The organism is Pseudoalteromonas sp. ATL1 (assembly GCF_058933015.1).
In genome coordinates, this window is record NZ_JBZYXL010000001.1 from 2,657,726 (window position 1) to 2,680,421 (window position 22,696).

The following is a 22,696-nucleotide window of genomic DNA, read 5'->3' on the forward strand; positions in this document are numbered from 1 at the left end:
ATCGTCATGCTGGCTCTATCAATTAAAAATTAAATACTACGTCGTTTATAATTACGATATTCAGGTAGCCAGTAATTTTTCTCGATCGCTTGCCAAATAGCATCATCGCTCATTTCAAGCGCTACGCCTTCTTCCATTGCCTTCTTAGCAACAGCAAATGCAATACGCTTACTCAATGCTTCTATTTCTACTAACGCTGGAAGCAGACTGCCTTTGCCAGTGTTTGCCCAAGGAGATGACTCAGCAAGCGTTTCACTTGAAACCATCAACATAGCATCTGTGATACGTGTTGCTTTGGCTGCAATTACACCAAGACCAATGCCAGGGAAAATATAACTGTTATTGCACTGTGGAATTGGGTAGGTATTGCCCTCGTACTCAACGGGCTCGAATGGACTACCTGTTGCGACAATGGCATTGCCTTCTGTCCATTCAATCACGTCTTTTGGATGTGCTTCCACTTGTCGTGATGGATTACTCAGTGGGAATATAATAGGACGCTCACACCCGTTGTGCATTGCACGGATCACTTGCTCAGTAAACAGGCCTGGTTGACCGGAAACGCCTATCAAGATATCTGGTTTTGCGCAGTGCATTACATCCAATAATGATGCAAAATCGCCACTATACGACCAATCGCTTAGTGAATCTTTACTTTGCACAAGCGCCGCTTGGAAGTCACGTAAGTCTTCCATGCCTTCAGTTAATAGGCCAAACCTATCGACCATAAACACTTGGCTGCGAGCCTGTTCGTCAGAAATGCCTTCAGCAACCATCTGGCTGATGATCTGTTCGGCAATACCACATCCAGCAGAGCCTGCGCCGACAAATACCACTTTTTGCTCAGACAATTTTGCGCCTTTAACACGACAAGCGGCCAACAACGAACCCACAGTGACCGATGCAGTCCCCTGAATATCGTCGTTGAAACTACATATTTCATCACGATAGCGCTTTAACAATGGCATTGCATTAGGCTGTGCGAAGTCTTCAAATTGAAGTAGCACACTTGGCCAGCGACGTTTCACAGCACTAATGAAAAGCTCTAAAAATTCATCATACTCTTCTTGGCTGATACGTTTATGCCTAGCGCCCATATACATAGGATCAGCGAGTAATTTTTCATTGTTGGTACCAACATCAAGCATGACAGGTAAAGTATAAGCAGGACTGATACCACCACAGGCCGTGTACAGAGACAGTTTACCTATAGGGATACCCATACCGCCAATACCTTGGTCACCCAAGCCTAAAATGCGTTCACCATCCGTTACTACGATGACTTTTACTTTACCTTTCGTTGCGTTACGCAGAATATCATCCATTTGATGACGCTCTTCATACGCAATAAACAAGCCACGCGAACTACGATAAATATCAGAGAATTTCTCACATGCGTCACCTACCGTTGGCGTATAAATAATAGGCATCATTTCTTCTAAATGATCGCGAACTAAGCGGTAATACAAAGTTTCGTTATTATCTTGAATTGCACGCAGGTAAATATGCTTGTTTAAGTTATCTTGAAAACTTGAATATTGCTGATAACAGCGTTCAACTTGCTCTTCGATGGTTTCATAACGAGGCGGTAATAAACCAGTTAGGTTAAAGCTTTCACGCTCACGTTGACTAAATGCACTGCCTTTGTTTAATAAAGGCGTTTCTAAAAGATTTGGACCAGAGTAAGGAATGTATAAATAATTTGGATCGGTTTGTTTAGTCATATTTACAAGTTTTGACACATTTATATAGGCTGAGAGTTCATTATTGCCCAAAGTGATTAAATTTCAATGAATTTCGCTCACATCAGACCAATGTAAAAAGCCCTGTTCAATGAAGTAACCTTCCGTAAACAGGGCGATACAGTATATCGTAAACTTGTGTCTAAGCCTACGATTATCGCGTGTTTTCGCCTAATGCAACACCTTCTCGGCGTGGATCTGCGCCACCAAATAACTTGCCGTTTTTCAGTTCAATTACATGTAGGCCGGAGTTCAAATCTCTTACCTGCACATTGTGCCCTTTTTCTTGAAAGAACGGCACTAAGTTTTCCAATTCGGTACCTTTTTCTAAGGTCGTGTATTTATTGCGGTTGGTGATCCGAGGTAAGTTTATCGCTTCTTGAGGCGTCAATTGCCAGTCAAGAACACCAATCACCGTTTGCGCAACGTAGTTTATGATGCGGCTACCACCTGGAGAGCCAACAATTAAGCGTAAACTACCATCGGGGTTAAACACCATAACTGGAGACATTGAACTGCGGGGACGCTTATTTGCCTCCACGCGATTGGCTACCCACTTACCTTCTTTCTTTGGACTGAGTGAAAAATCGGTAAGTTGATTGTTTAAAAGATACCCATTCACCATCACCGTTGAACCAAAAGCCATCTCAATTGAGCTGGTCATAGATACCGCGTTACCTTCGCTATCAACAATTGAGACGTGCGTTGTAGACGGTAGTTCGTAGCCGTCATCCATCGCGTAAGCAAGCTTACCCTGAGTAGGATCACCTACAGGTACATTGTGATTGTCTTGGTTTGTAATCAGCGCAGCCCTATTCGATAGATAGTCGCTTTGCAACAATGCCTTCGTTGGTACAGCAATAAAATCAGGATCTGCGACATAGTGGTTTCTGTCAGCAAATGCTAAACGTGATGCTTGTGTGAATAAGTGCAAAGCTTGTGGATCATTCGCTTTGTATTGGCTCAAATTTTTGCCTTCAAGTAGTTTCAAAATTTGTAAAACTGCAACCCCGCCACTGCTTGGTGGTGCCATAGAGCAGACATTATATTGATGATACTCTACGCAAATAGCATCTCGTTGCTTGCTTTTATAGTTTTTTAGATCCGTGTCATCTAATTTACCCGGCGCAATCGCGGAACCTTGCACTGCAGACACGAGCTTTTTGGCATTTGAACCTTGATAGAAGGCTTTAATACCTTTGTGCGCCACTTGTGTGTATAACGCAGCGAGTTCAGGATTTTGCTTAACGGTACCCACCTTTAATGCTTCACCATTTGGATAAAAATACTCTTTTGCGGGTGACAGCTGAGTTAATCCAGGATTGAGCTGTTTCTCAAGTAACATATTCAGCCTAGGTGAAACCACAAAGCCTTCTGTCGCCAGCTTGATAGCCGGTTCAAACAATTGTAGCCAAGGTAACTTTCCATATTTATCGTGCGCTTGCTTGAACGCGTGTAACACGCCCGGCACACCCACTGAACGTCCGCCAACTACGGCTTTAATCCAAGGTACGGCTTTGCCTGTTTCATCTAAAAATAAAGTGTGATCCGCATTGTTTGGTGCGGTTTCACGGCCATCAAAAGTAACCAATTCATTTTTGTCTTTATCAAAGTACAAAATAAACGTACCACCACCAATACCCGATGATTGAGGCTCGACTAGTGTTAACACAAGTTGCGTGGCAATGGCTGCATCAATCGCACTGCCCCCTTTGGCAAGCATTGTTTGTCCCGCTTTTGACGCATAAGGGTTTGCTGCCGCTATCATAAATTGTTTAGCAACGACTTGGTCTTTTTGTTGAACACCCGTGGCGGCTTCTGGCTCACGTGTCTCGCGCTTTTGAGTCGTTTGTGTATCAAGATTTGAAGCACAACTTGTCAGTAATAACATGCTCACTATGTGCGGTGCATATTTCATATCTGGTCACTTTTATCCATTGAAAACATTGGCATGATAAAAGCAAACGGGCACAATATGCAAAAAATAACTGCTAGATAACATGATTGAATTCCCCCTAGAAAAGCGCTACGTATTCCCCCCGCTTGTACTTGCCCTTTTGGCTGGTGCGTTAATGCTGCTTGACGCAAACGCAATACTTGCATTCAATCGAGCGTTTATGCCAGAGCAATGGTGGCGTATTTTTACCGGCCAGTTCATGCACAGCAATTGGACTCACCTACTACTCAATGTGATAGGCATCGTCTTTATATGGATACTACATGCAGAACATCGCTCTCCAACCCAATATTTTTGTCATATTTGTTCTTTAGCACTGTGGACAGGATTGGGCATTTGGTTGTTCTGCCCTGATATTGCGATTTATACCGGGCTGAGCGGTCTTTTACATGGCGTTATTGTGTGGGGGGCGCTTAAAGATATTCAGGTTGGCATGCGATCTGGCGCTTTGTTATTTATCGGAATTTGGGCGAAATTGGCCTGGGAACAAATACAAGGTCCAAGTGCGCAAGTGGGTGAACTTATTCAGTCCAGAGTAGCAATTGAAGCGCATTTGCTTGGTGCAATTGGCGGTGTAGTCTTGTCCCTTCCTCTGCTTTATAATTTTATTCGCCAGTATCGAACAAATTAGTTATCAAACAAATAAGCGTTTTTTGTGGCACTCAATGGTGAATGCCACAAATGGCCGGCGCTTATTCTACGTCGTCATCCATCAATGGAGCTTTATAGCCAGGTTTTGCCAATATTTCTAAGTAAAACGAAGGTAATTCAGCTTCTACCGCTTTATCTATGTGCTTGTTGATAGTTGCGACTTTAATCACATCGGCTTGTGATTGTGTTGCGCCAAAGCGACAATCAAAATCCCAAAAATCAGCGCCTGCAGGCAAGTTCTTATTGCGTTCTCTGCGCAAGTACTTTTTTACTTCGTATTTAATAGCATCAACTAATCGTGCTGGTTTTAATTTAGGGTGCGTTAATGCAAATGTTTTTTTCATGGTGTTCTCGATGTCAGGATATCCACAACACGGTGGGTATCGAGTTATAGGAAAGTAATCATCTATTTTATCGCATTTATACAACGCACGCGATGAAAAGCATGTACTTCGCACAATAAAAAATACGTTGCATGGTCAAATTTCATTCGCGTGTTCTTCTAGCAAGTCTATAAATCGACGCACTTTGGTTGCTAAATGCTTTTTGCTGGGGTAAATCGCATACACGTTCACCTCTGGCTGCGGGTAGTCTTCAAATAAGATTTCAAGTAACTGACTCTCAAACGCTTCTTTTAAATAAAACTCAGGTAATCGGCAAATACCGATCCCATCAAGTGCCATTTGGGTTTGCATCATGCCACTGTTGGTTCGTACTTTTTGCCGCACCTTCACGCTGAACTTTTCACCTTCTTTATCTGTAAATTCCCAGCGGTCCGGCGTTTTCAGGTTGCTATAACAAATGCAATCATGTTTCATCAACTCTTTTGGGTGATGCGGAAACCCTAAACGTTCTAAATACGTCTGTGACGCAACAACATGAGTAGGGCATGAGAACAGCCGCTTACAAATTAAAGTCGATTCTTCGAGCATCGGAGCGGCTCTGACAACAAGATCGAATCCATCCGCAACTAAATCAATTCTTTTATCACTTAAATCCAAATCAACTCTTACATTTGGATAGCGCTTCAAGTACTGAGAAATGACAGGTTGAATAAATGAGCGACTGATCCCCACAGGACAGCTTATTTTTAGCTCTCCTTTTGGGTTGTCGTCATGTTCCGTCAGCAAAGTAAAGGCTTCGGATGCATCATCAACAAGTTGATTGCAATAGCCATAATACAGCTCTCCTTCTGGTGTGAGTGCAATTGAACGCGTTGTTCTATTCAGTAACCGCACCCCTAAACGTGCTTCTAACTTGTTTATCTCTTTACTCACATGCGAGTTCGAGTGCCCCAACACTTGCGCCGCAGCCCCAAATCCGCCGCTTTTTACCACTTGCACGAAAACTTCTACACCATCAAATATATTATTAGCCATATGGAAATAGTAACTTTACAAAAAGCTTATTAATGAATTTTGAATATCAATATACACTGTGAAACATCAAATGAACACAACGAATGACTAAGTCTTCGTTATTGAATAAACCACTTTGGAGTACGTTATGAAAGTTCTAGCATTTGCAGCAAGCAGCAGTCGTCAGTCTATCAACAAGCAATTAGCGCAATACGCAGCGTCTCTCGTTGAAGGGGCCCAAGTCGAGTTACTTGATTTAAACGATTATGAAATGCCTATCTACAGCTCAGATAGAGAAAACGATAGTGGCATTCCAGTACAAGCACAGCAGTTTTATAACAAGATAAGTGAAGCTGACGCCATTATCGTGTCGTTCGCGGAACACAATGGTACTTATACAGCTGCGTATAAAAATGTGTTTGATTGGGTATCTCGTATCAACCAAAAAGTATACCAAAACAAACCTATGTTGTTATTGGCAACATCACCGGGTCCAGGCGGCGCGCAAAGTGTGTTAGCTAGTGCCAATGGCTCTGCCCCATTTTTTGCGATGGATGTAAAAGCAAGTGTGTCTGTCCCAAGTTTTTACGATGTTTTCGACAACGAACAAGGTGAAATCAAAGATGAAGCGCTTAAGCAAAAATTGAAAGAATCGGCTTTTTCGTTGCAGTTATAAGAAATAATCTGGGCCAAACTGGCTGTTTGGCCCTTGACAAAAAATTAACTCAAAAAAGTGATAAAAATATCTGTTTTATTGCTCTTCTTACTATTGATTAGTATCTCAATCTGCCCCATTTTACGTATTAGAAATCTGACACTGCATAAGCGCGCTTATGCAGAACTTACATTTATTATTTCACTGAGGTGATTATGAAACGCGTTGTGTTATTTCTACTAACAAACCTCGCAGTTATGCTGGTATTGGGAGTGGTTTTATCTGTCTTAATGTCGGTACTAGGCATATCGTCTAGAAGTTATAGTGGCATTATGCTAATAGCACTGGTATTTGGTTTTGGTGGTTCTTTTATTTCGTTATTTATGTCGAAATGGATGGCGAAAAAATCTACGGGTGCAGTAGTCATTGAGCACGCTCGTAATGAAACAGAGCACTGGTTATTACAAACAGTTGCTCGCCAAGCACAGCAAGCAAATATCAAGATGCCAGAGGTGGCTATTTATGACAGCCCTGAGATCAATGCTTTTGCAACAGGCCCGAGCAAGAACAACAGTCTAGTTGCGGTGAGTTCAGGTCTTTTGCATAACATGAGTCAAGATGAAGCCGAAGCTGTGCTAGCCCATGAGGTATCGCACGTGGCAAACGGTGATATGGTCACACTGACACTGATCCAAGGTGTGGTGAACACCTTCGTGATCTTCATTGCAAAAGTGCTCGCCGGTATCGTTGATAACTTCTTCCGTGGCGAAGACGAAGAAGGCACCAGTTGGGCATACTTTGTATTTGATATGATTTTCCAAATGGTGTTCGGTATTTTGGCTTCAATTGTTGTCGCGTACTTTAGTCGTAAACGCGAGTTTGCCGCTGATAAAGGTGCCGCTGATTTAGTAGGCGCACATAAAATGCGTGCAGCACTTGAGCGTTTAAAACAAAACCAAGAGTCACAACTTGAAGGGTCAATGATGGCATTCGGTATCGCTTCTGGTAAGAGCTTATCGGAAATGTTTGCCTCTCACCCACCGCTTGAACAACGTATTCAAGCACTGAAATAAACACAATTACTAGCCCAACAAAGCGCCATAAAGGCGCTTTTTTGATTTTCAGAATATCTAATCACCCTTTTCGTGATCATGCGGTTTGAGCTTTGGGTGCTTTTTTTTGTTTTCAGGACGTACACGCTGTCTTTTATCAGGCGTACCATCTTCATTCTTTCTTTTAGGTCCAGGTTTAATACCCATAGTGACTCCTTCTTTAACAAATAACACCTTAATATAGACCAATTCAATAGCATTCGTCTTATTCATAACTCTATAACGGTAATCCTTCTGGCTTCCGCTACCAAATATCTCTAAGGCAAACAGCTCGATTTTGTAAAGAAATACCTAACTTCATAGTCTTTACATGTCGTATTACTGCTACTGCCGCCATTACTCGAATTCCAGCAGGCAAAGCCTGACGCGTTATTAACCAGGTTTTGGCCAGTTAAGCTCGCATCCAGTTTTGTATCTACATCGCGGGCAACAATGGCTGCAATGTCGCTTGATTCACAGCTTGCTGAAATGTTGCCTGATGACTTATGTGCATTAAACAACTCATTATCGCCGCTTGCTGGGTCATCTCGGTCTAACCAATCAGTTGCATACAACCCGCCGTTAACCAGTGACTTTTCTATGCGATATAAGCCTAGCGAATTGATTTCACTGTTCTCTGTGCCATGGAATGCGAATATTTGCTGGCTAGAGCTTGCGTTATAAGATGTACAACTCCCCGAATTGGTACCGCCCGAGATGTTACTTCCAGTGCTAGAGGTAAACTTCACATAATAAACCGTGTCGTAGCCGTATTTGGCGTCGTCCTTACAGATGAACACATTTTTTAGGAATTCCCCATTACTGGCGTCAAAGGTCAATTCATTGCCCCAACTGCCACCGCTTCCGCCGTAAGTAACGCATAGTTCGGAGGTCCCTACACTAGCATGACTCACGCTTTGCTTAGTTTCATAACACGCTTGAAAGCCATCAACACGATTGTTGGATCGAATTCTTACAGAGCTTAAATTGAGTGCGCCACCCAGCAAAGCTTTGCGTTTTAAAAATCCGATGTTGTCGAATGAGTCCCCTTTGTTAGTCGAACCTACAGCGTTATTTTTGACGAGCTTCCAATCGATATAACTACTTGCGTTAGAGAGCCAAAAATCTTCAAATGCGTTGTAGTAATTGACCCAATGGTCTTCAGTACTCGTGCCAATTTCATCTAGCAATAACTCATTTTCATAGGCATTGTATGGCATACCAAACGTATAGGTACCACCTAAGCTCTTACAGTACTCGAAGCCCATATGCCAGGTACCTTTTGTTGTCGAGAGCAGCCAGTTTCTATCTTTATCCACACACGCATGATACTGAAATGTTGTGCATGCTTTATCTACGATAGACTCATCGTCTTCAAGGCTTGCGCAATCACCGGTGCCATTGGGGCGGTTTGATTTCCAAGACCAAATATAGTCTTCGATTTGTACTTCATTGGCACCATAGCCACTGGCAGCACTGGTGTTATTTGCCTCAACAAGTGCCAGCTCTAAGATTTGAGAGCCCTTCTTGCCCCAATTTTTTAGTACATTGCCACCCGTTTTACTAGAGCTAGGCCCATCCGTATTGAGCTGTGTTGCATCATCAATAACCACCGTCATATTCTTAGCGTTGTAATGCGCAGTTTGGTCGTTGCTTACACATTCGTCATTACCGTTTTGACAAAACGGACGGTTACTTTTTAAATTACCGCTTGAATCAAACGCGTCGACACCAATAAATACCGTGTTCCAGAACTTGGAGTAATTTCCCGCCTTGTGGTACGAACAGAGATCGCTTTTGTCTCTGGGCGTTTGTACAACCGCCACCAGTTGTTTACCGGCAGCTAATATGTCTCGTTTAGTCAGATGTGATACAGGTAACGATGCACAACTTTTATCAGGGTAGCCCCAGTCTGAAGGCAACAACAAATAATCGCTAATATCATTTTGTAGGCGCTCACCTATCTTGTTGTGCCAATTGTTGTGGTCATTGTGCTTATAGGCTTCTATTTTGAGCAAAATAACTTCGTCTGGATTATCTTGCAAAAACTCTTTTATATCGTCCAACCCTTCGGATAGCTTTGCATGAAAACTCGAGCATAAAGCTTTATTTTCAAGTGAGTTGTGGCATAGCATCGGCGTTGAATCAAAAGTACCTTCTGGGTAAATATCAAACTCCATTACTCGTATGCCACGCTTTAGTAAGCTTTTTGGTGAGTAATATTGGTTTACATCAGTATACGTACCTTTACTCCATGAATACGAAGCATAGGCATTGTGGGCTCCCGCCCAAAGTGTTTTCGAAAAAGGCGCGAAGTTATCAATTTGGCCTTGCAAATCTAAACGTGTGACTTTGTCGTCATCGGTGTCGATTGCCGCATGAGTAACTGAAGGTACAATCGAAGCGATCATGCCTCCGGCTAGTAATAATGCGAGTTTATTCAGTTTGTTACTTTGTTTCATAGTTAAATTCCTCTCCTTTTACTTAATGTGTTGGTCCTTAACCAGAGATCATAAGAATGATCCTGTACTAGCAACCAACGCAAAAGGTAGAAGTCAAAAGTGCAAAGAATGAGGACGAAAAATTCATATCTAATTTAGAAAGTACACTCCTGAATCGCGAAGAAGCCCTCATTATTAGCCCATAACATGTACGACATGAAACCGTAAAAACCTGAAATTTAACAAAAAAACAAACCCTAAAGCGCAGCACACTATCAATTTTGATTATGTTCAAACCTCCTTGTGCGTACCTAAAGTTAGCATTTGGTGTAATGCGCTGTAATTTCACTTTCATCAAAAGGACCCATAATAGGTAAAATAATGTAGCAAAACTTAAATAGTTACTGATTGCTGATTGCTAATGGCCACGCTACGTAGCTTGTTATTAATCGTACTAAGGAAAAACCTTAATTAATTTATATATAAAGTGGCAAAGCTTCATGTTTGGTCCATTTTTGTTTATTACCATGGTCCCTCTAGTTTATAAAGGAAACAGAGTGAACAAGATTTTAAAACTTACAGCACATGATGGTTCAGATTTTGGTTATCTGGGGCTTAACTCACAAGGTGATCGGTTTATCGGTGGTGTGAATGAACTTAATGCAACTCAATTTTTATTAGTCAATCACTCAAATGATGAACAAGCGCACTATTTCCAAATAATAAATAAGCTTAAGGACTATTTAGATATTAGCATCACAGGGTCGATGCTTGCGCCAGTCAGGCCACCGCTACGTATACCTGTTGAAAAAACAACAGTCACGACTTGGAAGATAGTCGACCAGCAGTTACGTGCATTTGTTCGAGGAGTCGATACAAGTAAAGTGCTTGGTATGGATTTAAAGGCTGAATCGCCCACCTTGTATGCACAGTATGATAAAGAAACAGGCTGTAAAGTACAGTTGATTGATGCGCCTAACGCGTTAGCTTAAGGGCTTGAATAGCCGAAGTTGCAAGTTACGCAATTTATTGAGTGTTATTAATTAAAGCACAGTAAGTAAAATTGACTGTGCTTAAATTTTTAAATCAGCGATGTAGTTTTCTGGTTATTATCGTTGTCGTAAGCAAAAATAAACTAGACAGCCAAAGGCATGCTTCTATCCCATAGCTTTGGTAGATCACTCCAGACAAAACAGTGCCAATTAGTCGGCCCATCGCGTTGGCCATATAGTAAAAACCAACGTCCAACGACACCCCGTCACTGTCTGCAAACTTGACGATAAGATAGCTGTGCAGCGACGAATTAACCGCAAATACCCCACCAAAACATAGCAAACCAAGTGCTATTACCCACACTGGTGCGATATTCTGCGACAATCCTAATGCGATTAGGGCTGGGATCACAGTTAATATGAGCGACCAAACTGAGAGCTGTTTACTTGGCACCGAATTACTTGCTTTGTGACCCGTTATGCGAGGCGCATTGGCTTGAACTAAGCCATAGAAAATAATCCAAACGGCCATAAAGCCGCCAACCAGCGAGTGGTCCCACCCAAAAGTTGATGCTAAAAATACTGGGAGCGCGACAACAAACCAAACATCACGCGATGCAAACAAGCACAACCGTGCTGCCGACAATGTATTGATCTGTTTGCTCTTTGAAAACAACTCGTTAAACTTGGGCTTAAATTTCTTTTTGCCCAAATCCGCTTTGAGCAATGTTAGGCTGACAACCCAAGCCACCACAAGCATTGCGGCCATTAACCACAAGGCACCTTGAAAACCAAACGCCCCAAGTAACGCGCCTCCCATAAAAAAGCCTACGCCTTTTAGTGCGTTTTTAGACCCAGTTAATCTGGCAACCCACTTATAAAGTGTGCTATCGGCATCTTCTGGTACTAACAACTTAATGGCGCTTTTAGCACTCATTTTATTGAGATCTTTGGCTATGCCTGAAAGCGCTTGTGCGGCCATCACATAAGCAACACTTAACCACTGTGGATTAACAGCAAGCATGGCCAGCGAAACTATCTGCAGCGCCAAGCCAAAGTTCATGGTCTTATTTAAGCCAAGCCGTGCGCCGAGCCATCCCCCCAACAAATTGGTGACTACACCAAAGAATTCATAAAACAAAAAGAGCATAGCAATACTTATGGGGCTGTAACCTAACTGATGAAAATACAGCACCACGAGCATTCGCAGTGCCCCATCAGTTAAGGTAAAGGCCCAATAATTACCCGTTATGATCAAATATTGTTTAATGTCGCTTGATAACTGGTGGAACATCGCAATTATACAAACCTTTGGGAAACAACATAACGCACTAAATCAGCCGTACGATTGGCATATCCCCACTCATTGTCGTACCAAAGATACATTTTTACTTGAGTGCCGTTCACGACCATAGTCGAAGGTGCATCAACAATTGAACTTCTTGGATCAGTTCGATAGTCAATTGATACCAATGGGCGAGTTTCAAAACCGAGAATATCTTTCAGCGCGCCTTGTGCCGCGTCTTTCATCCAGCCGTTAATCTCTTCGACAGTGGTTTCACGGCTCACCTCAAAAACACAATCGGTGATCGACGCGTTTGCCAACGGTACGCGTATAGCGTGACCATTCAATTTACCTTTTAGCTCTGGGAAAATGTGCGTGATAGCAGTAGCTGAACCAGTCGTTGTAGGAATTAAGCTCATGCCACAAGCACGAGCACGGCGCAGATCTCTGTGAGGCGCATCTAAGATAGTTTGTGTGTTGGTAATGTCATGGATAGTTGTCATTGAACCATGTTCGATGCCAATCTTATCTTGTAATACTTTGACTACGGGTGCCAAACAGTTAGTAGTACAAGATGCGGCAGTAACTATGTCATGCACACTGGCATCATAGTCTTTATGGTTCACGCCGAAGACAACGTTCAATACCCCTTCTTCTTTCACCGGAGCCGTGACTACAACTTGTTTAACGCCTTGGTCCAAGTACGATTGAAGTAACGCTTTGGTCTTCATTTTACCCGATGCTTCAATGACTAAATCACATTTCGACCAATCCGTTTGTGCAATTTCTTTGTTCTGTGTCACAGAGATTGTAGCGTCATCAATGGTCATATCATTGCCATGGCTTTCAACCTCGTAACGCCAACGCCCATGAACAGAGTCAAAATTCATCAAATGAGCCAGCGTTGCTGCGTCTCCGGCTGGATCATTAATGTGTACTATCTCAATATTGTCACTTGCATATAGCGCACGCATCGTTAAGCGCCCCATTCGGCCAAAACCGTTAATACCCACTTTAATTGTCATGGAAGTTCCTTAATTAGCATTGCAGCACGTCGTTACGCGTTCTGGACGCGCTCCCATGCTGTTTAGTTTATGAGTGGCTGATCGAATAAAATCTTTATTCTGCTCAAATGTTTGAGTAACAACAGTGAGACACCAATCTGGCATTTCTTTATTCATACTGTAATAAACCCATTGTTTTTGTTTGCGGTCGATAAGAATGCCAAGTCTTCGTAATTGAGCGAGATGTCGCGAAATTTTTGGCTGACTCAAATCCAGCGCAGCCATTAACTCACAAACACAAAGTTCTTGCTCTTGCTCAATCAGCAGTAAACATTGCAACCTCGTCACATCACTCAGCGCTTTATAGAAATTGACTAAATCCATATCCATACCTCAAGTTATATTCGAAATATCATATATACATATTTTCGTATGTTCAATATTTCCCTATGAAATCGAATGCTAATTGCTTAGTTTGCGTCAATTGTCATACTAAGTGACGCAGGCTCTGCCTTGCCAAAATAACCGAATGACTGCTGCAAAAACACACAGCAAAGATCAACACGCCCTAATTAGCACATCAACAGGACAGGAAAATGACATGAATAACAACAACAAAAGTTACGAAGTTAACTTTGATGGCCTTGTTGGGCCCACACATAATTATGCGGGCCTATCATATGGAAACGTTGCTTCACTAAGTAATGCTGACGTGACCTCGAACCCTAGAGAGGCCGCATTACAAGGACTCGCTAAAATGAAAGCAATGCATGATCTTGGCCTTAAGCAAGGGATATTCGCGCCTCATGCACGACCAGATTTAAACGCGCTAAGACGATTGGGCTTCACAGGCTCCGATCAGCAGGTAATCAACAAAGCAGCAAAAGAATCCCCCGTTCTTTTGCGAGCAGTTTATTCAGCATCTGCAATGTGGACTGCAAATGCCGCAACGGTGTCGCCTTCAAAGGATACTGACGATGGTAAAGTACATTTCACTAGTGCTAATTTAAACAATAAATTTCATCGTTCGTTGGAACCAAGCACCACAACTAATTTGTTAAAAGCCATGTTTCCCAGCGATCATTTTGTTCATCACACACATTTACCTGAGCAGCCTTTTTTTGGCGATGAAGGCGCTGCGAACCATACTCGCTTGTGCGACAGCCATTCTGATAAAGGATTAGAGTTGTTTGTTTATGGTTCAAGCAGCCTAAACAACGCGATTACTGGGCCAAAGAAGTACCCAGCTCGGCAAACATTAGAAGCTAGCCAAGCGATTGCGCGCCTGCATAAAGTCAAAGAAAACCAAGCGATATATATACAGCAGAATTCAAATGTGATTGACCAAGGTGTGTTTCACAATGATGTTATCGCCGTCGGCAATGAAAATGTACTGCTATGTCATGAGCAAGCTTTTCTAAATCAAACTGACACATTAAATAAAATTAAAACAGCCTACTTGGGAGATAAACAACTTTATATAGTTGAAGTACCCACTCATTCTGTGAGCGTCGAAGATGCCGTGAAAAGCTATTTATTCAACAGTCAGTTAGTAACGCTACCAGATGGTACAATGATGCTAGTTGCGCCCCAAGAGTCCCAAAATAACGCCGCCGTGCGCACCTACATTGACAGTATGCTCAGCGCCAATAACCCAATTCAACATGTTAAGTTTTTTGATTTGAAACAAAGTATGCAAAATGGCGGAGGACCAGCCTGCTTACGTTTACGAGTTTCGCTAAACCAAGACGAGTTTGATGCGGTAAATAAAGACGTATTAATGAGTGAAGAAAAATTTACCACACTGCTGTCATGGGTTAAAACCCATTACAGAGATAGAATGACCGACAAAGACCTAGCCGATCCGCTCCTATTAGAAGAAACAAAAGCAGCGCTTGATGAGCTAACAAAAATATTGTCGTTAGGCAGTGTCTACCCATTTCAGCAGCTGTAAACACAGAAAAAAGCCCAGCATTGCTGGGCTTTACTAGTCAGGGAAAATAATAACTAACTACTTTGCGCAAGCAAAGAAATTAACTTTAAGTGCAGGACATAATCTCTATTTGAAAAATAGCAATAGCACTTAAAGTAACCTCAGTGTATTTGGTATACTGTATACACTCAACACTTAATTTAGTTATATTTTAAAATTCGCTAACATCATTTATTCTAAGATATGCCACTTAGTTATTAAACCTTCGATTTTTCAATGGCTAAAGATTACGTAACTTAGTCACCACAGAATCAAAGTCAGCGCCTTTAATTTCGCTTCTATATTCGGCACGCATTTGGTTTAAATAGTCGTAGGCTAGCTCTTCAGCCACGTGCAAACCAATATCTGTTGCGTTCCAGCGTTTAGTCGGTTTACCTGGAAATGAAGCCGACACCAAACAATCTAATGGTGCCATTATATGGTTATCAGTTTGCTTTTGTGACGTCGCGGCGCTGAGCTCTGGAGCCGAACGCCCTCCCCAACAACGGCTGCCATAAGTTTGTACTCCTCCCATTGAATATGATTTACGATCGACCAACGTACCTAAAGACGCTAATTTAGTTGCCATTGCCCCGGCTTGTGATTTTACAAAGGCAGCGCTGACGTAACCTTTTACATGACGCTCAGTCAGTATTGCTAAATTTAATGTTGCAATTAGAGAGTATGAGGTTGTTAACGCATAAGCGTTTGAATTATATGACGGGTCATAAGCTCGATGCTCACGTAATGAGTTAACATAAAATAGTAAAGAAGACAAAATAGCAGGATCAAAGTTATTACCACTTAGTGAGTCTTGATAGTAGTCAAATGTATTACTAAATGAAGCTAGCTGACTTTTTGCGTCATGAACAGCATCAGTAATGATCACGCCAAACACCAAGTCTTCAATTTTTTGTAGGTCTTCAGCATGCAAGCGTACAATTTGCGGACCCGCTGGACCACCACCGAATAATAGTCCGGAGATAAAGTCTTTAACTCCGCCTTTAATAGCACTTTTCGCACCATCTAAGATCCAACCGCGAATAAGCGCTGTGGTAACAAGCCCTTGAGTAGCAAATGATTCAGTATTTTCTTGTTGCTCCACCGCGCTAACTTGAGCGGCCGGCTCCATTTGCTGTTGACTTGCAGTTGCAGCCATTGAAGTGGTAATGGCAAATGCCAAAGCTGTATTTCTAAAATGTATAAATTTCACAATGCTTTCCTTAATTTGTTAATTGTAAACGAACATAGGGCATGCTGGTCTTTGAAGTATGATTTTTGTTCAAATCAAAGGCTTTCAATACCAGAAATGCGCTATGACGCATAGCTAACTATACGAGTAGCGCATGACGCCGTAGTGGAAGCCTTTGGTTGAACCCTATGGGCAGCGCCATTCGGCTATTTTTCTACGTTATCGCCAGACTTACATAGAATAACTATGCGACGCTGGCTCTGCCTTGCCAAAATGACCGAATGACTGCTGCAAAAACACACAGCAAAGTTCAACACGCCCTAATTGTTCTTGTTTTTTTATTACTCTTAATGTTAAGCCCAATAAACCCACTGATTTGTTTAAACCCGTCAGCGTAGCTTGTTTATGAGTTAACTTATGAATAATGCTTCAATCCTTTAACTTCTTAACCGGGATGGAAAACTTGATCCCAGTCAGTCTTAACTCTTTTAGGTGTGATACAACCTATTTATGTACTTTGTAATTGCAATTCATTTTGCAAACTGAGTGCATCAAAGTTAAAGTATATTGAATACAATATACTTTAACTAAAGAAATGAGAAGACCGAAATGCCAATAATATTGTTCCTATTTGTACTTTTTTCTCTCGGATGTAAAAGCATTTCCGACCCAAACAACAAGCCTCTAGATTTAAATTCGCTTCGAGCAGATGTGAGTGTCGTTGGTAGAACAAGTACACTAAAACATATTGATATCGCCTATCTTGGAAAAACCATTCCTAAAACTTACAGCGATGGAAAAATTGGTAATAGCCGAGGATATAACTGGTGGGCGAGCAAGCACTTTGCGCTGAAAAGTGATCTGAGCGAGGATAAGGTACGTCTATACTTAGAATTGCTTGAAATGTCTTACCCACATTATGTTGAACTGTTTGGTATGGAACCCAAAAATATCGCACAGCAACGAATTGCCGTGGTATACGGCAGCTCCAGAGCGCGGCTAAAAGAAGCAATGTTGGACGATGGGTTTCTACGTGGTATTCATAAAACTGCCGGTGGCGAAACCATGTTTTACAACCGCGCGGGATACAACTTTCCAAGTCACAGACAACATCATCAACGCTACATCGTTATTCATGAAACGATGCATGCCTTTCACATGGCATTAAATGGCCATTCAACTTGGGCGCCAAATTGGATCACAGAGGGAATGGCTGACTCTATCGCCAGCCATGTTTATGACCCTATTCAAAAACAACTTACGGTTATGGTATTTGACCGCGCGCCTATGAATTACATCACAACGGGTTTAAAACAATATCATCAAGGTAACGCCCCTAGCATTGAGCAGATAAACGATGACCCGGCACTACAAAGAGGACTTAACTTTTTTATTATTCACTTTTTGATGAATGATCCAATGCGCCAGCTTTACTTTAAGCGGTATTTACAACAACTCATGGCACTAAACCCCCACTCGGACAATACCCTGCCCGTTGCAAATAAGCTTTTAAAAACAATTTTTCCTAATTGGTCTTTATTAGAGCAGCAATTTGCGCAGTTTGTCGAAAATATCCAGCCTACTTTTGACATTGTATCTGGACCTTGGGAACAAGATGGCAACGCCTATTGGCTGCGAAGCGATGACGGTGATACCTTACATCAATTGGATATCTCGCCAAACTTGGAAGCGCAGCACAAGGTACTCGATTTCCCCAAACCAAAGCTGCCTAATGTATTATCTGCAAAAGATTGGCTCGTAGCAGCAACCACAGAGTTTGAACTTTCACAGTTACACCGTGGTGAAATAGGCGTCATGTTGAGCACAAGCGATAATGCATCGCTTGCAGTTAAACTCGTGACAGGTAACCGTGTTGAACTTGACCTGACAAAATTAGGTTTTGATACCCAAACTCTTGCTATTCGACCGAAAATTGTAAATTTGATTAAGCAAAATGCGGCACTCACATTCTCACTTAAGCAACACGAATCGCAATTGCAATTAATGCTTTACATTAATAACGAACATCAAACAATGCGCTTCCATTTGCCAAACACCGTAAAACTCAAAGATAACGCATTTAGTCTCATTGGCCGCGGTATGAACCATAAAATCACTCCGTATATTCAAGCTCACACATTTGAACTACCTAACTTGGCACAAAACAATCCCGATCCTTGGTACTTCTCAAACACGGCTTTGTTTGTACATTTACTAAACCTGTGTGAAGAGTCGCAAGATATTTTAATTGGTTGCAGAAGTCGCTTGACTGTACTTGCAAACAAGTTGAAAACACCTGCAGCACACAAAGAACTTAAAAAGCAATTGCATATGCTTAATACACAATGGCAAGCCAAAATTCCAAAAAGCACAGCGTTTCTCCTTCCTAAAACTAATTACGATAGCGCGAATGACGGTGTAAGAATTAAGGTCAACGTTGAGCATGGACTTGAAATAACCCTATCAGGTCCATATTCGGGCAAAACGGCTGGCACTCTAACGGTGTCATTTTATTCCTTTGACGACTCAGAGCAGAGCCAAACATTATGGTCTCAGTCAATTAGCATCAAACCGAATGAACAGAAACACTGGAAACCAAACATACCAATCGAGAGTAAATTGAGTAACGGAATAATACTAATTAACGCAACGATGGATGTGGATGGCGAACCACTTACATTAGTTGAAACGCTTGATAAATAACTGTATCCGTTTTGGTAAAAAGACTTGTAAATAGAACTCAAAATACGTACATTTAAATTGCATTCAATATACAAAATTGCAATTTCATATCTGTTTATATAAAGGAGTTATTATGAAAAAAATCAGAAACATTAAAAGGTTATCAACTAGAGAGCTTAAAAAAGTAGTAGGTGGAAGTGATGGCGTGTGGTGTGGTGACGCTGGTTGCCCATATAAGCCTGGTGGAGGAAATCCAGGGATACCAGGACTATGTCGTCATTTTTCTTAAAAAGGATATATAGAATAACAAATAAAGCTAGGACTCCCTAGCTTTATTTGTTAGGTACTCTCCGTAGATTCATTACTTACATTTTCCCAATAAAAGTACTTGCAATATCTGATAATAGATATATTGTATACAATATATCTGATTTGGTAGGTACAAACATCATATTTTAACTACTCACTCAGAACACTTCACAACACAAGAAAAACAATGACACAAAGGGGTATTACAATGCGTCACAACAGGAATATAAACACTACGCTAACTAAAAGCTTAATAGCAATGGCTGTAGCGGCATCTAGCCACTCAGCTTGGGCTGCAGACGACCAAGAAGAAGCCAAAAGACCAGAGCGAATTGAGGTGACGGGTTCGCGTATCAAACGTTTAAACTTTGAGGCACCTTCTCCTACTATTGTTGTTTCAGCAGAAGATATCAAAGTAACAGGTGCGCAAAATGTTAATGATATTTTGACGGGCTTACCAATGTTTGCCGATGGGTTTGATTCAGCGTCAGGTAACTATAGCTTTGGTAACGCAGGGCTTAATATAATAAACCTTCGCAACTTAGGTGAAGCCCGTACATTGGTATTGATCAATGGCAAGCGCCCACCGGCTGTGGCAACTGACTATCAAGGCATGTTTACTGATGTCGGCACTATCCCATCATCACTTGTTGAACGCATTGAAATTATGACGGGGGGAGCGTCAGCTATTTATGGCTCTGATGCTGTCGCTGGGGTTGTTAACTTTATTCTCAAAAAAGATTTCGAAGGCACCACTGCAAACGCCCAAGTATCAGGAACTCAAGAAGGTGGCCACAGTACACGAAGCCTGTCCGTGACACATGGCTTTAATTTTGACGATGACAAAGGTAATTTGACCGTTTCACTTGATTACTTGTCAGAGTCGGCTCTAACACAAGAGAACCGTGCAAAGTCATATAACTATCAACGCTCTGTAACTAATCCGAATAAAGGCGAAGGACAACCAAGTAAAATTTGGAAAACAGGGCTTTCACCTATCCCTTGGGGAGTACCACAAACTATTTTCTCAGTTTATAACAATGATGATAAAGGTTACGACTGGTATGACTTTGACGAGTCGACCCAAGATATTGCATTAAGAGCGCGCTATCGTGATATGTATGACGGATGGTTAGTTGATGAAGAAAATGGCTATGAAGGTACACGATGGGGCCATATTGAAGATCCGCTTGAACGCCTTAGCTTGTATAGCTCACTAAACTATCAATTCGATAATTTTGATCTTGCATACGATATTACACTTTCTCGCAATTCATCTCACAACGTAATCGATCCGCCGTTTAAGCGTGCTTGGATGCAAGTTTCAGAGGTGAAAGCACTTTTTGATACTCCAGCTTCAATCAGCAATAACTTTAGTGATGATGACTGGATAGGCTTCCATCACACATTTTATGAACACGGTGGCCGTACAAGTAAAACACAAAGAGATTTCTTCTCGACCAATTTATCGCTCTCTGGCGTATATAATGATGATTGGTTCTGGGACGTTAGCTTTACAACCGGGCGTTCTAAATTTGAACTTGATAGCCCTAGTCAACTACGTCAAGACCGACTGAATAGTAAATTGCAAGTTGTTGGTGAGTGTGAAGCGCAAGGTAACTGCCCTACCTTTAATCCTTTTGAGCGTCAATCACAAGCTTTAATGGATTACATTGTTGATGGCTTCATTGCCGATACAGTGACGGTTAATCATGCATTTCAAGCGAACTTAGGTGGAGATGTATATGAGCTTGACGCTGGTATGGTTCAAGTTAGTACCGGTGTTGATATTCGTTATGAAAGCCTTGATTTTGATCCTTCGGAATTGTGGTCTTCAGGTAAAATAAGCTCTGTTAAAAAACCCATTGATGAAAGCCGCAATATTAAAGAAGCTTACGTAGAGGTACTCGTGCCTTTATTAAGTGACATGCCATATGCAAAACAGGTAGACCTCGAAGCCGCATACCGCATTGCCGATTACTCAAGCAGCGATGGCCGTTTTGAAAGTACTAAACTGGCTTTAAATTGGGCATTTAGTGACGCCGTTCGTTTACGCACAATTTTCTCTCAAGCAGTACGAGCACCGCAATTAGAAGAGCTATATGGCGCAGAAAGTATTGGTTATTCTGATGTAAGCGACCCCTGTGATGACTCTAATATTAACGGAGGACCGGCAGATGGTAGACGTAAAGCCAACTGTGCATTACTGGGTATTTCCGAAGGTTGGAATTCAAATATTAAAACGCAACGGGCGCAAGTGAAAAATTCGGGTAACCCAGATTTAAAAGAAGAGAAAGCCGATACGCTAACCGTAGGTTTTGTATTTACGCCTGAAGAATATTTGGAAGGCTTTACTGCATCTGTCGATTTTTATGATATTAAGCTCGATGACATGATTTCAGGCTTCGGTGGTACAGCCGTAATGGAAAACTGTGTAGACTTACAAGCAAACAGTGTAGATAACATGTTTTGTAAGCTGATCCAGCGTAAAAATAATGGCGATGTAGACTTTGTGCGACCATTGAGTCTTAACTATGACTCTGCACGAGCCAGAGGTGTCGATATTGAACTTTACTATAGTTGGGATGCGCTGTCATTTGACTTTAAAGCAAGCCGTATTTTAGAGCGCTCGGCTTCTACATTCAATATTGTTGAACAAATTGTAGAAACTAACAATGAAGCAGGACAGCTAGGCGATCCTAAATGGATGTCTAATCTAAAAACTAAGTACAAGTTTGAAGATTTAACCTTGACGTGGACATTTAAGTTTAAACAATCTGGCCGTTACAATGATGATTCAGCGCCAGATTATCGTGATTCGGATACTCCCCGTAACTCGCTTATTCACAACTTACGTGCCGACTATCAGTATAACGATAGTATGTCTTTTTACGTGGGCTTGAATAACATTACGGACAATAATGGTGGTGATCACTGGACTACTTCTCGCGGTGCCTACAATGGTTGGTCAATCTTAGGCCGCTCTGGATATGTAGGAATTGACGTTAACTTTTAACATGTCTGTCCATTTCCCCGTGAAACTACATAGCCCTGCAAATGCAGGGCTTTTTTATAGATTATAATTGCATTGCCTTTACTTAATTTTGGGCAAACAATACATCATAATACACTGAAATTTAAACATTTCTATGTTAATTTAATTCTCAATAGCACATTAATAGATTAGCAAACCTGCGTATCACTACACAAAATAGCTGCATTGTTTTACTTGCTCTGATGGTGAAGTAATTAAATGTTGTTTGTCATATCTATCACTCCAAGTTCAATAATACAGACCAATTTTCACCCAGAACAAAGCATTATCATACTCGCCAAATTAGTAACAATTACTTATTTATAACAAT

Annotated in this window: 18 protein-coding genes; 8 read left to right on the forward strand and 10 right to left on the reverse strand. The window is 41.6% G+C overall.

Annotated elements, in window-relative coordinates; genetic code table 11:
• Nucleotides 1-29: 29 nt before the first annotated feature.
• Nucleotides 30-1,724 (reverse strand): NAD-dependent malic enzyme, encoded by a 1,695-nt coding sequence (locus AC5FX4_RS11995; RefSeq protein ID WP_493606618.1) that lies wholly within the window; start codon nucleotides 1,722-1,724, stop codon nucleotides 30-32.
• 172 nt (nucleotides 1,725-1,896) lie between these two features.
• Entirely contained in the window at nucleotides 1,897-3,633 is a 1,737-nt protein-coding gene (gene ggt, locus AC5FX4_RS12000; protein ID WP_493607813.1) for a gamma-glutamyltransferase, read from the reverse strand.
• Between the two features lie 109 nt (nucleotides 3,634-3,742).
• Here ggt and rrtA point away from each other — a divergent pair, with 109 nt between their 5' ends.
• Nucleotides 3,743-4,330, forward strand: coding sequence for a rhombosortase (gene rrtA / locus AC5FX4_RS12005; protein ID WP_493606619.1), 588 nt, complete (start codon nucleotides 3,743-3,745; stop codon nucleotides 4,328-4,330).
• A 61-nt stretch (nucleotides 4,331-4,391) separates the two neighbouring features.
• Here rrtA and AC5FX4_RS12010 read toward each other — a convergent pair whose 3' ends face one another.
• Nucleotides 4,392-4,694: a DUF6172 family protein gene (locus AC5FX4_RS12010; protein ID WP_493606620.1), complete on the reverse strand. Its 303-nt coding sequence runs from the start codon at nucleotides 4,692-4,694 to the stop codon at nucleotides 4,392-4,394.
• A gap of 135 nt (nucleotides 4,695-4,829) precedes the next feature.
• Complete coding sequence (locus AC5FX4_RS12015; protein WP_493606621.1) at nucleotides 4,830-5,729, reverse strand: LysR family transcriptional regulator; 900 nt, start codon at nucleotides 5,727-5,729, stop codon at nucleotides 4,830-4,832.
• 127 nt (nucleotides 5,730-5,856) lie between these two features.
• Here AC5FX4_RS12015 and AC5FX4_RS12020 point away from each other — a divergent pair, with 127 nt between their 5' ends.
• On the forward strand, nucleotides 5,857-6,384 hold the full coding sequence (locus AC5FX4_RS12020) for an NADPH-dependent FMN reductase (protein ID WP_493606622.1): 528 nt from the start codon (nucleotides 5,857-5,859) through the stop codon (nucleotides 6,382-6,384).
• A 194-nt stretch (nucleotides 6,385-6,578) separates the two neighbouring features.
• Nucleotides 6,579-7,436 (forward strand): protease HtpX, encoded by an 858-nt coding sequence (gene htpX / locus AC5FX4_RS12025; protein ID WP_493606623.1) that lies wholly within the window; start codon nucleotides 6,579-6,581, stop codon nucleotides 7,434-7,436.
• Between the two features lie 57 nt (nucleotides 7,437-7,493).
• Here htpX and AC5FX4_RS12030 read toward each other — a convergent pair whose 3' ends face one another.
• Both AC5FX4_RS12030 and AC5FX4_RS12035 read right to left on the reverse strand, forming a co-directional pair.
• Nucleotides 7,494-7,688, reverse strand: coding sequence for a hypothetical protein (locus tag AC5FX4_RS12030; protein ID WP_493606624.1), 195 nt, complete (start codon nucleotides 7,686-7,688; stop codon nucleotides 7,494-7,496).
• A 44-nt stretch (nucleotides 7,689-7,732) separates the two neighbouring features.
• Nucleotides 7,733-9,916 carry a phosphatidylinositol-specific phospholipase C domain-containing protein gene (locus AC5FX4_RS12035; protein WP_493606625.1) on the reverse strand — a complete coding sequence of 728 codons (2,184 nt, stop codon included), beginning with the start codon at nucleotides 9,914-9,916 and terminating at the stop codon, nucleotides 7,733-7,735.
• A gap of 536 nt (nucleotides 9,917-10,452) precedes the next feature.
• Between AC5FX4_RS12035 and AC5FX4_RS12040 the strand changes: the two genes are divergently transcribed.
• Nucleotides 10,453-10,887, forward strand: coding sequence for a hypothetical protein (locus AC5FX4_RS12040; RefSeq protein ID WP_493606626.1), 435 nt, complete (start codon nucleotides 10,453-10,455; stop codon nucleotides 10,885-10,887).
• 94 nt (nucleotides 10,888-10,981) lie between these two features.
• Here AC5FX4_RS12040 and arsJ read toward each other — a convergent pair whose 3' ends face one another.
• Genes arsJ through AC5FX4_RS12055 form a run of 3 tightly spaced genes read right to left on the reverse strand, consistent with a single transcriptional unit; the run spans nucleotide 10,982 to nucleotide 13,560 of the window.
• A complete protein-coding gene (gene arsJ / locus AC5FX4_RS12045; RefSeq protein WP_493606627.1) occupies nucleotides 10,982-12,181 on the reverse strand; it encodes an organoarsenical effux MFS transporter ArsJ in 1,200 nt (399 codons plus the stop codon).
• Nucleotides 12,182-12,186: 5 nt separating this feature from the next.
• A complete protein-coding gene (locus AC5FX4_RS12050; protein WP_493606628.1) occupies nucleotides 12,187-13,197 on the reverse strand; it encodes an ArsJ-associated glyceraldehyde-3-phosphate dehydrogenase in 1,011 nt (336 codons plus the stop codon).
• A 9-nt stretch (nucleotides 13,198-13,206) separates the two neighbouring features.
• Complete coding sequence (locus AC5FX4_RS12055) at nucleotides 13,207-13,560, reverse strand: metalloregulator ArsR/SmtB family transcription factor (RefSeq protein ID WP_493606629.1); 354 nt, start codon at nucleotides 13,558-13,560, stop codon at nucleotides 13,207-13,209.
• Between the two features lie 217 nt (nucleotides 13,561-13,777).
• Between AC5FX4_RS12055 and astB the strand changes: the two genes are divergently transcribed.
• Complete coding sequence (astB, locus tag AC5FX4_RS12060; RefSeq protein WP_493606630.1) at nucleotides 13,778-15,130, forward strand: N-succinylarginine dihydrolase; 1,353 nt, start codon at nucleotides 13,778-13,780, stop codon at nucleotides 15,128-15,130.
• A gap of 259 nt (nucleotides 15,131-15,389) precedes the next feature.
• On the opposite strand, the gene AC5FX4_RS12065 is transcribed toward astB, so the two are convergent.
• Nucleotides 15,390-16,361: a hypothetical protein gene (locus tag AC5FX4_RS12065; protein WP_493606631.1), complete on the reverse strand. Its 972-nt coding sequence runs from the start codon at nucleotides 16,359-16,361 to the stop codon at nucleotides 15,390-15,392.
• A gap of 588 nt (nucleotides 16,362-16,949) precedes the next feature.
• On the opposite strand from AC5FX4_RS12065, the gene AC5FX4_RS12070 reads away from it, so the two are divergent.
• The 3 genes from AC5FX4_RS12070 (at nucleotide 16,950) to AC5FX4_RS12080 (ending at nucleotide 22,347) form a co-directional block, all read left to right on the forward strand.
• A complete protein-coding gene (locus AC5FX4_RS12070) occupies nucleotides 16,950-19,043 on the forward strand; it encodes a hypothetical protein (protein WP_493606632.1) in 2,094 nt (697 codons plus the stop codon).
• Between the two features lie 112 nt (nucleotides 19,044-19,155).
• A complete protein-coding gene (locus AC5FX4_RS12075) occupies nucleotides 19,156-19,311 on the forward strand; it encodes a hypothetical protein (protein ID WP_493606633.1) in 156 nt (51 codons plus the stop codon).
• A 279-nt stretch (nucleotides 19,312-19,590) separates the two neighbouring features.
• Nucleotides 19,591-22,347: a TonB-dependent receptor plug domain-containing protein gene (locus AC5FX4_RS12080; RefSeq protein WP_493606634.1), complete on the forward strand. Its 2,757-nt coding sequence runs from the start codon at nucleotides 19,591-19,593 to the stop codon at nucleotides 22,345-22,347.
• The last annotated feature ends 349 nt before the right edge of the window (nucleotides 22,348-22,696 follow it).

Excerpts from the sequence above, each read along its gene's own strand:
- AC5FX4_RS11995 (WP_493606618.1), bottom strand. The coding sequence starts at position 1,724 with ATGACTAAACAAACCGATCCAAATTATTTATACATTCCTTACTCTGGT.
- ggt (WP_493607813.1), bottom strand. The coding sequence starts at position 3,633 with ATGTTATTACTGACAAGTTGTGCTTCAAATCTTGATACACAAACGACT.
- rrtA (WP_493606619.1), top strand. The coding sequence starts at position 3,743 with ATGATTGAATTCCCCCTAGAAAAGCGCTACGTATTCCCCCCGCTTGTA.
- AC5FX4_RS12010 (WP_493606620.1), bottom strand. The coding sequence starts at position 4,694 with ATGAAAAAAACATTTGCATTAACGCACCCTAAATTAAAACCAGCACGA.
- AC5FX4_RS12015 (WP_493606621.1), bottom strand. The coding sequence starts at position 5,729 with ATGGCTAATAATATATTTGATGGTGTAGAAGTTTTCGTGCAAGTGGTA.
- AC5FX4_RS12020 (WP_493606622.1), top strand. The coding sequence starts at position 5,857 with ATGAAAGTTCTAGCATTTGCAGCAAGCAGCAGTCGTCAGTCTATCAAC.
- htpX (WP_493606623.1), top strand. The coding sequence starts at position 6,579 with ATGAAACGCGTTGTGTTATTTCTACTAACAAACCTCGCAGTTATGCTG.
- AC5FX4_RS12030 (WP_493606624.1), bottom strand. The coding sequence starts at position 7,688 with ATGAATAAGACGAATGCTATTGAATTGGTCTATATTAAGGTGTTATTT.
- AC5FX4_RS12035 (WP_493606625.1), bottom strand. The coding sequence starts at position 9,916 with ATGAAACAAAGTAACAAACTGAATAAACTCGCATTATTACTAGCCGGA.
- arsJ (WP_493606627.1), bottom strand. The coding sequence starts at position 12,181 with ATGTTCCACCAGTTATCAAGCGACATTAAACAATATTTGATCATAACG.
- AC5FX4_RS12050 (WP_493606628.1), bottom strand. The coding sequence starts at position 13,197 with ATGACAATTAAAGTGGGTATTAACGGTTTTGGCCGAATGGGGCGCTTA.
- AC5FX4_RS12055 (WP_493606629.1), bottom strand. The coding sequence starts at position 13,560 with ATGGATTTAGTCAATTTCTATAAAGCGCTGAGTGATGTGACGAGGTTG.
- astB (WP_493606630.1), top strand. The coding sequence starts at position 13,778 with ATGAATAACAACAACAAAAGTTACGAAGTTAACTTTGATGGCCTTGTT.
- AC5FX4_RS12070 (WP_493606632.1), top strand. The coding sequence starts at position 16,950 with ATGCCAATAATATTGTTCCTATTTGTACTTTTTTCTCTCGGATGTAAA.
- AC5FX4_RS12075 (WP_493606633.1), top strand. The coding sequence starts at position 19,156 with ATGAAAAAAATCAGAAACATTAAAAGGTTATCAACTAGAGAGCTTAAA.
- AC5FX4_RS12080 (WP_493606634.1), top strand. The coding sequence starts at position 19,591 with ATGGCTGTAGCGGCATCTAGCCACTCAGCTTGGGCTGCAGACGACCAA.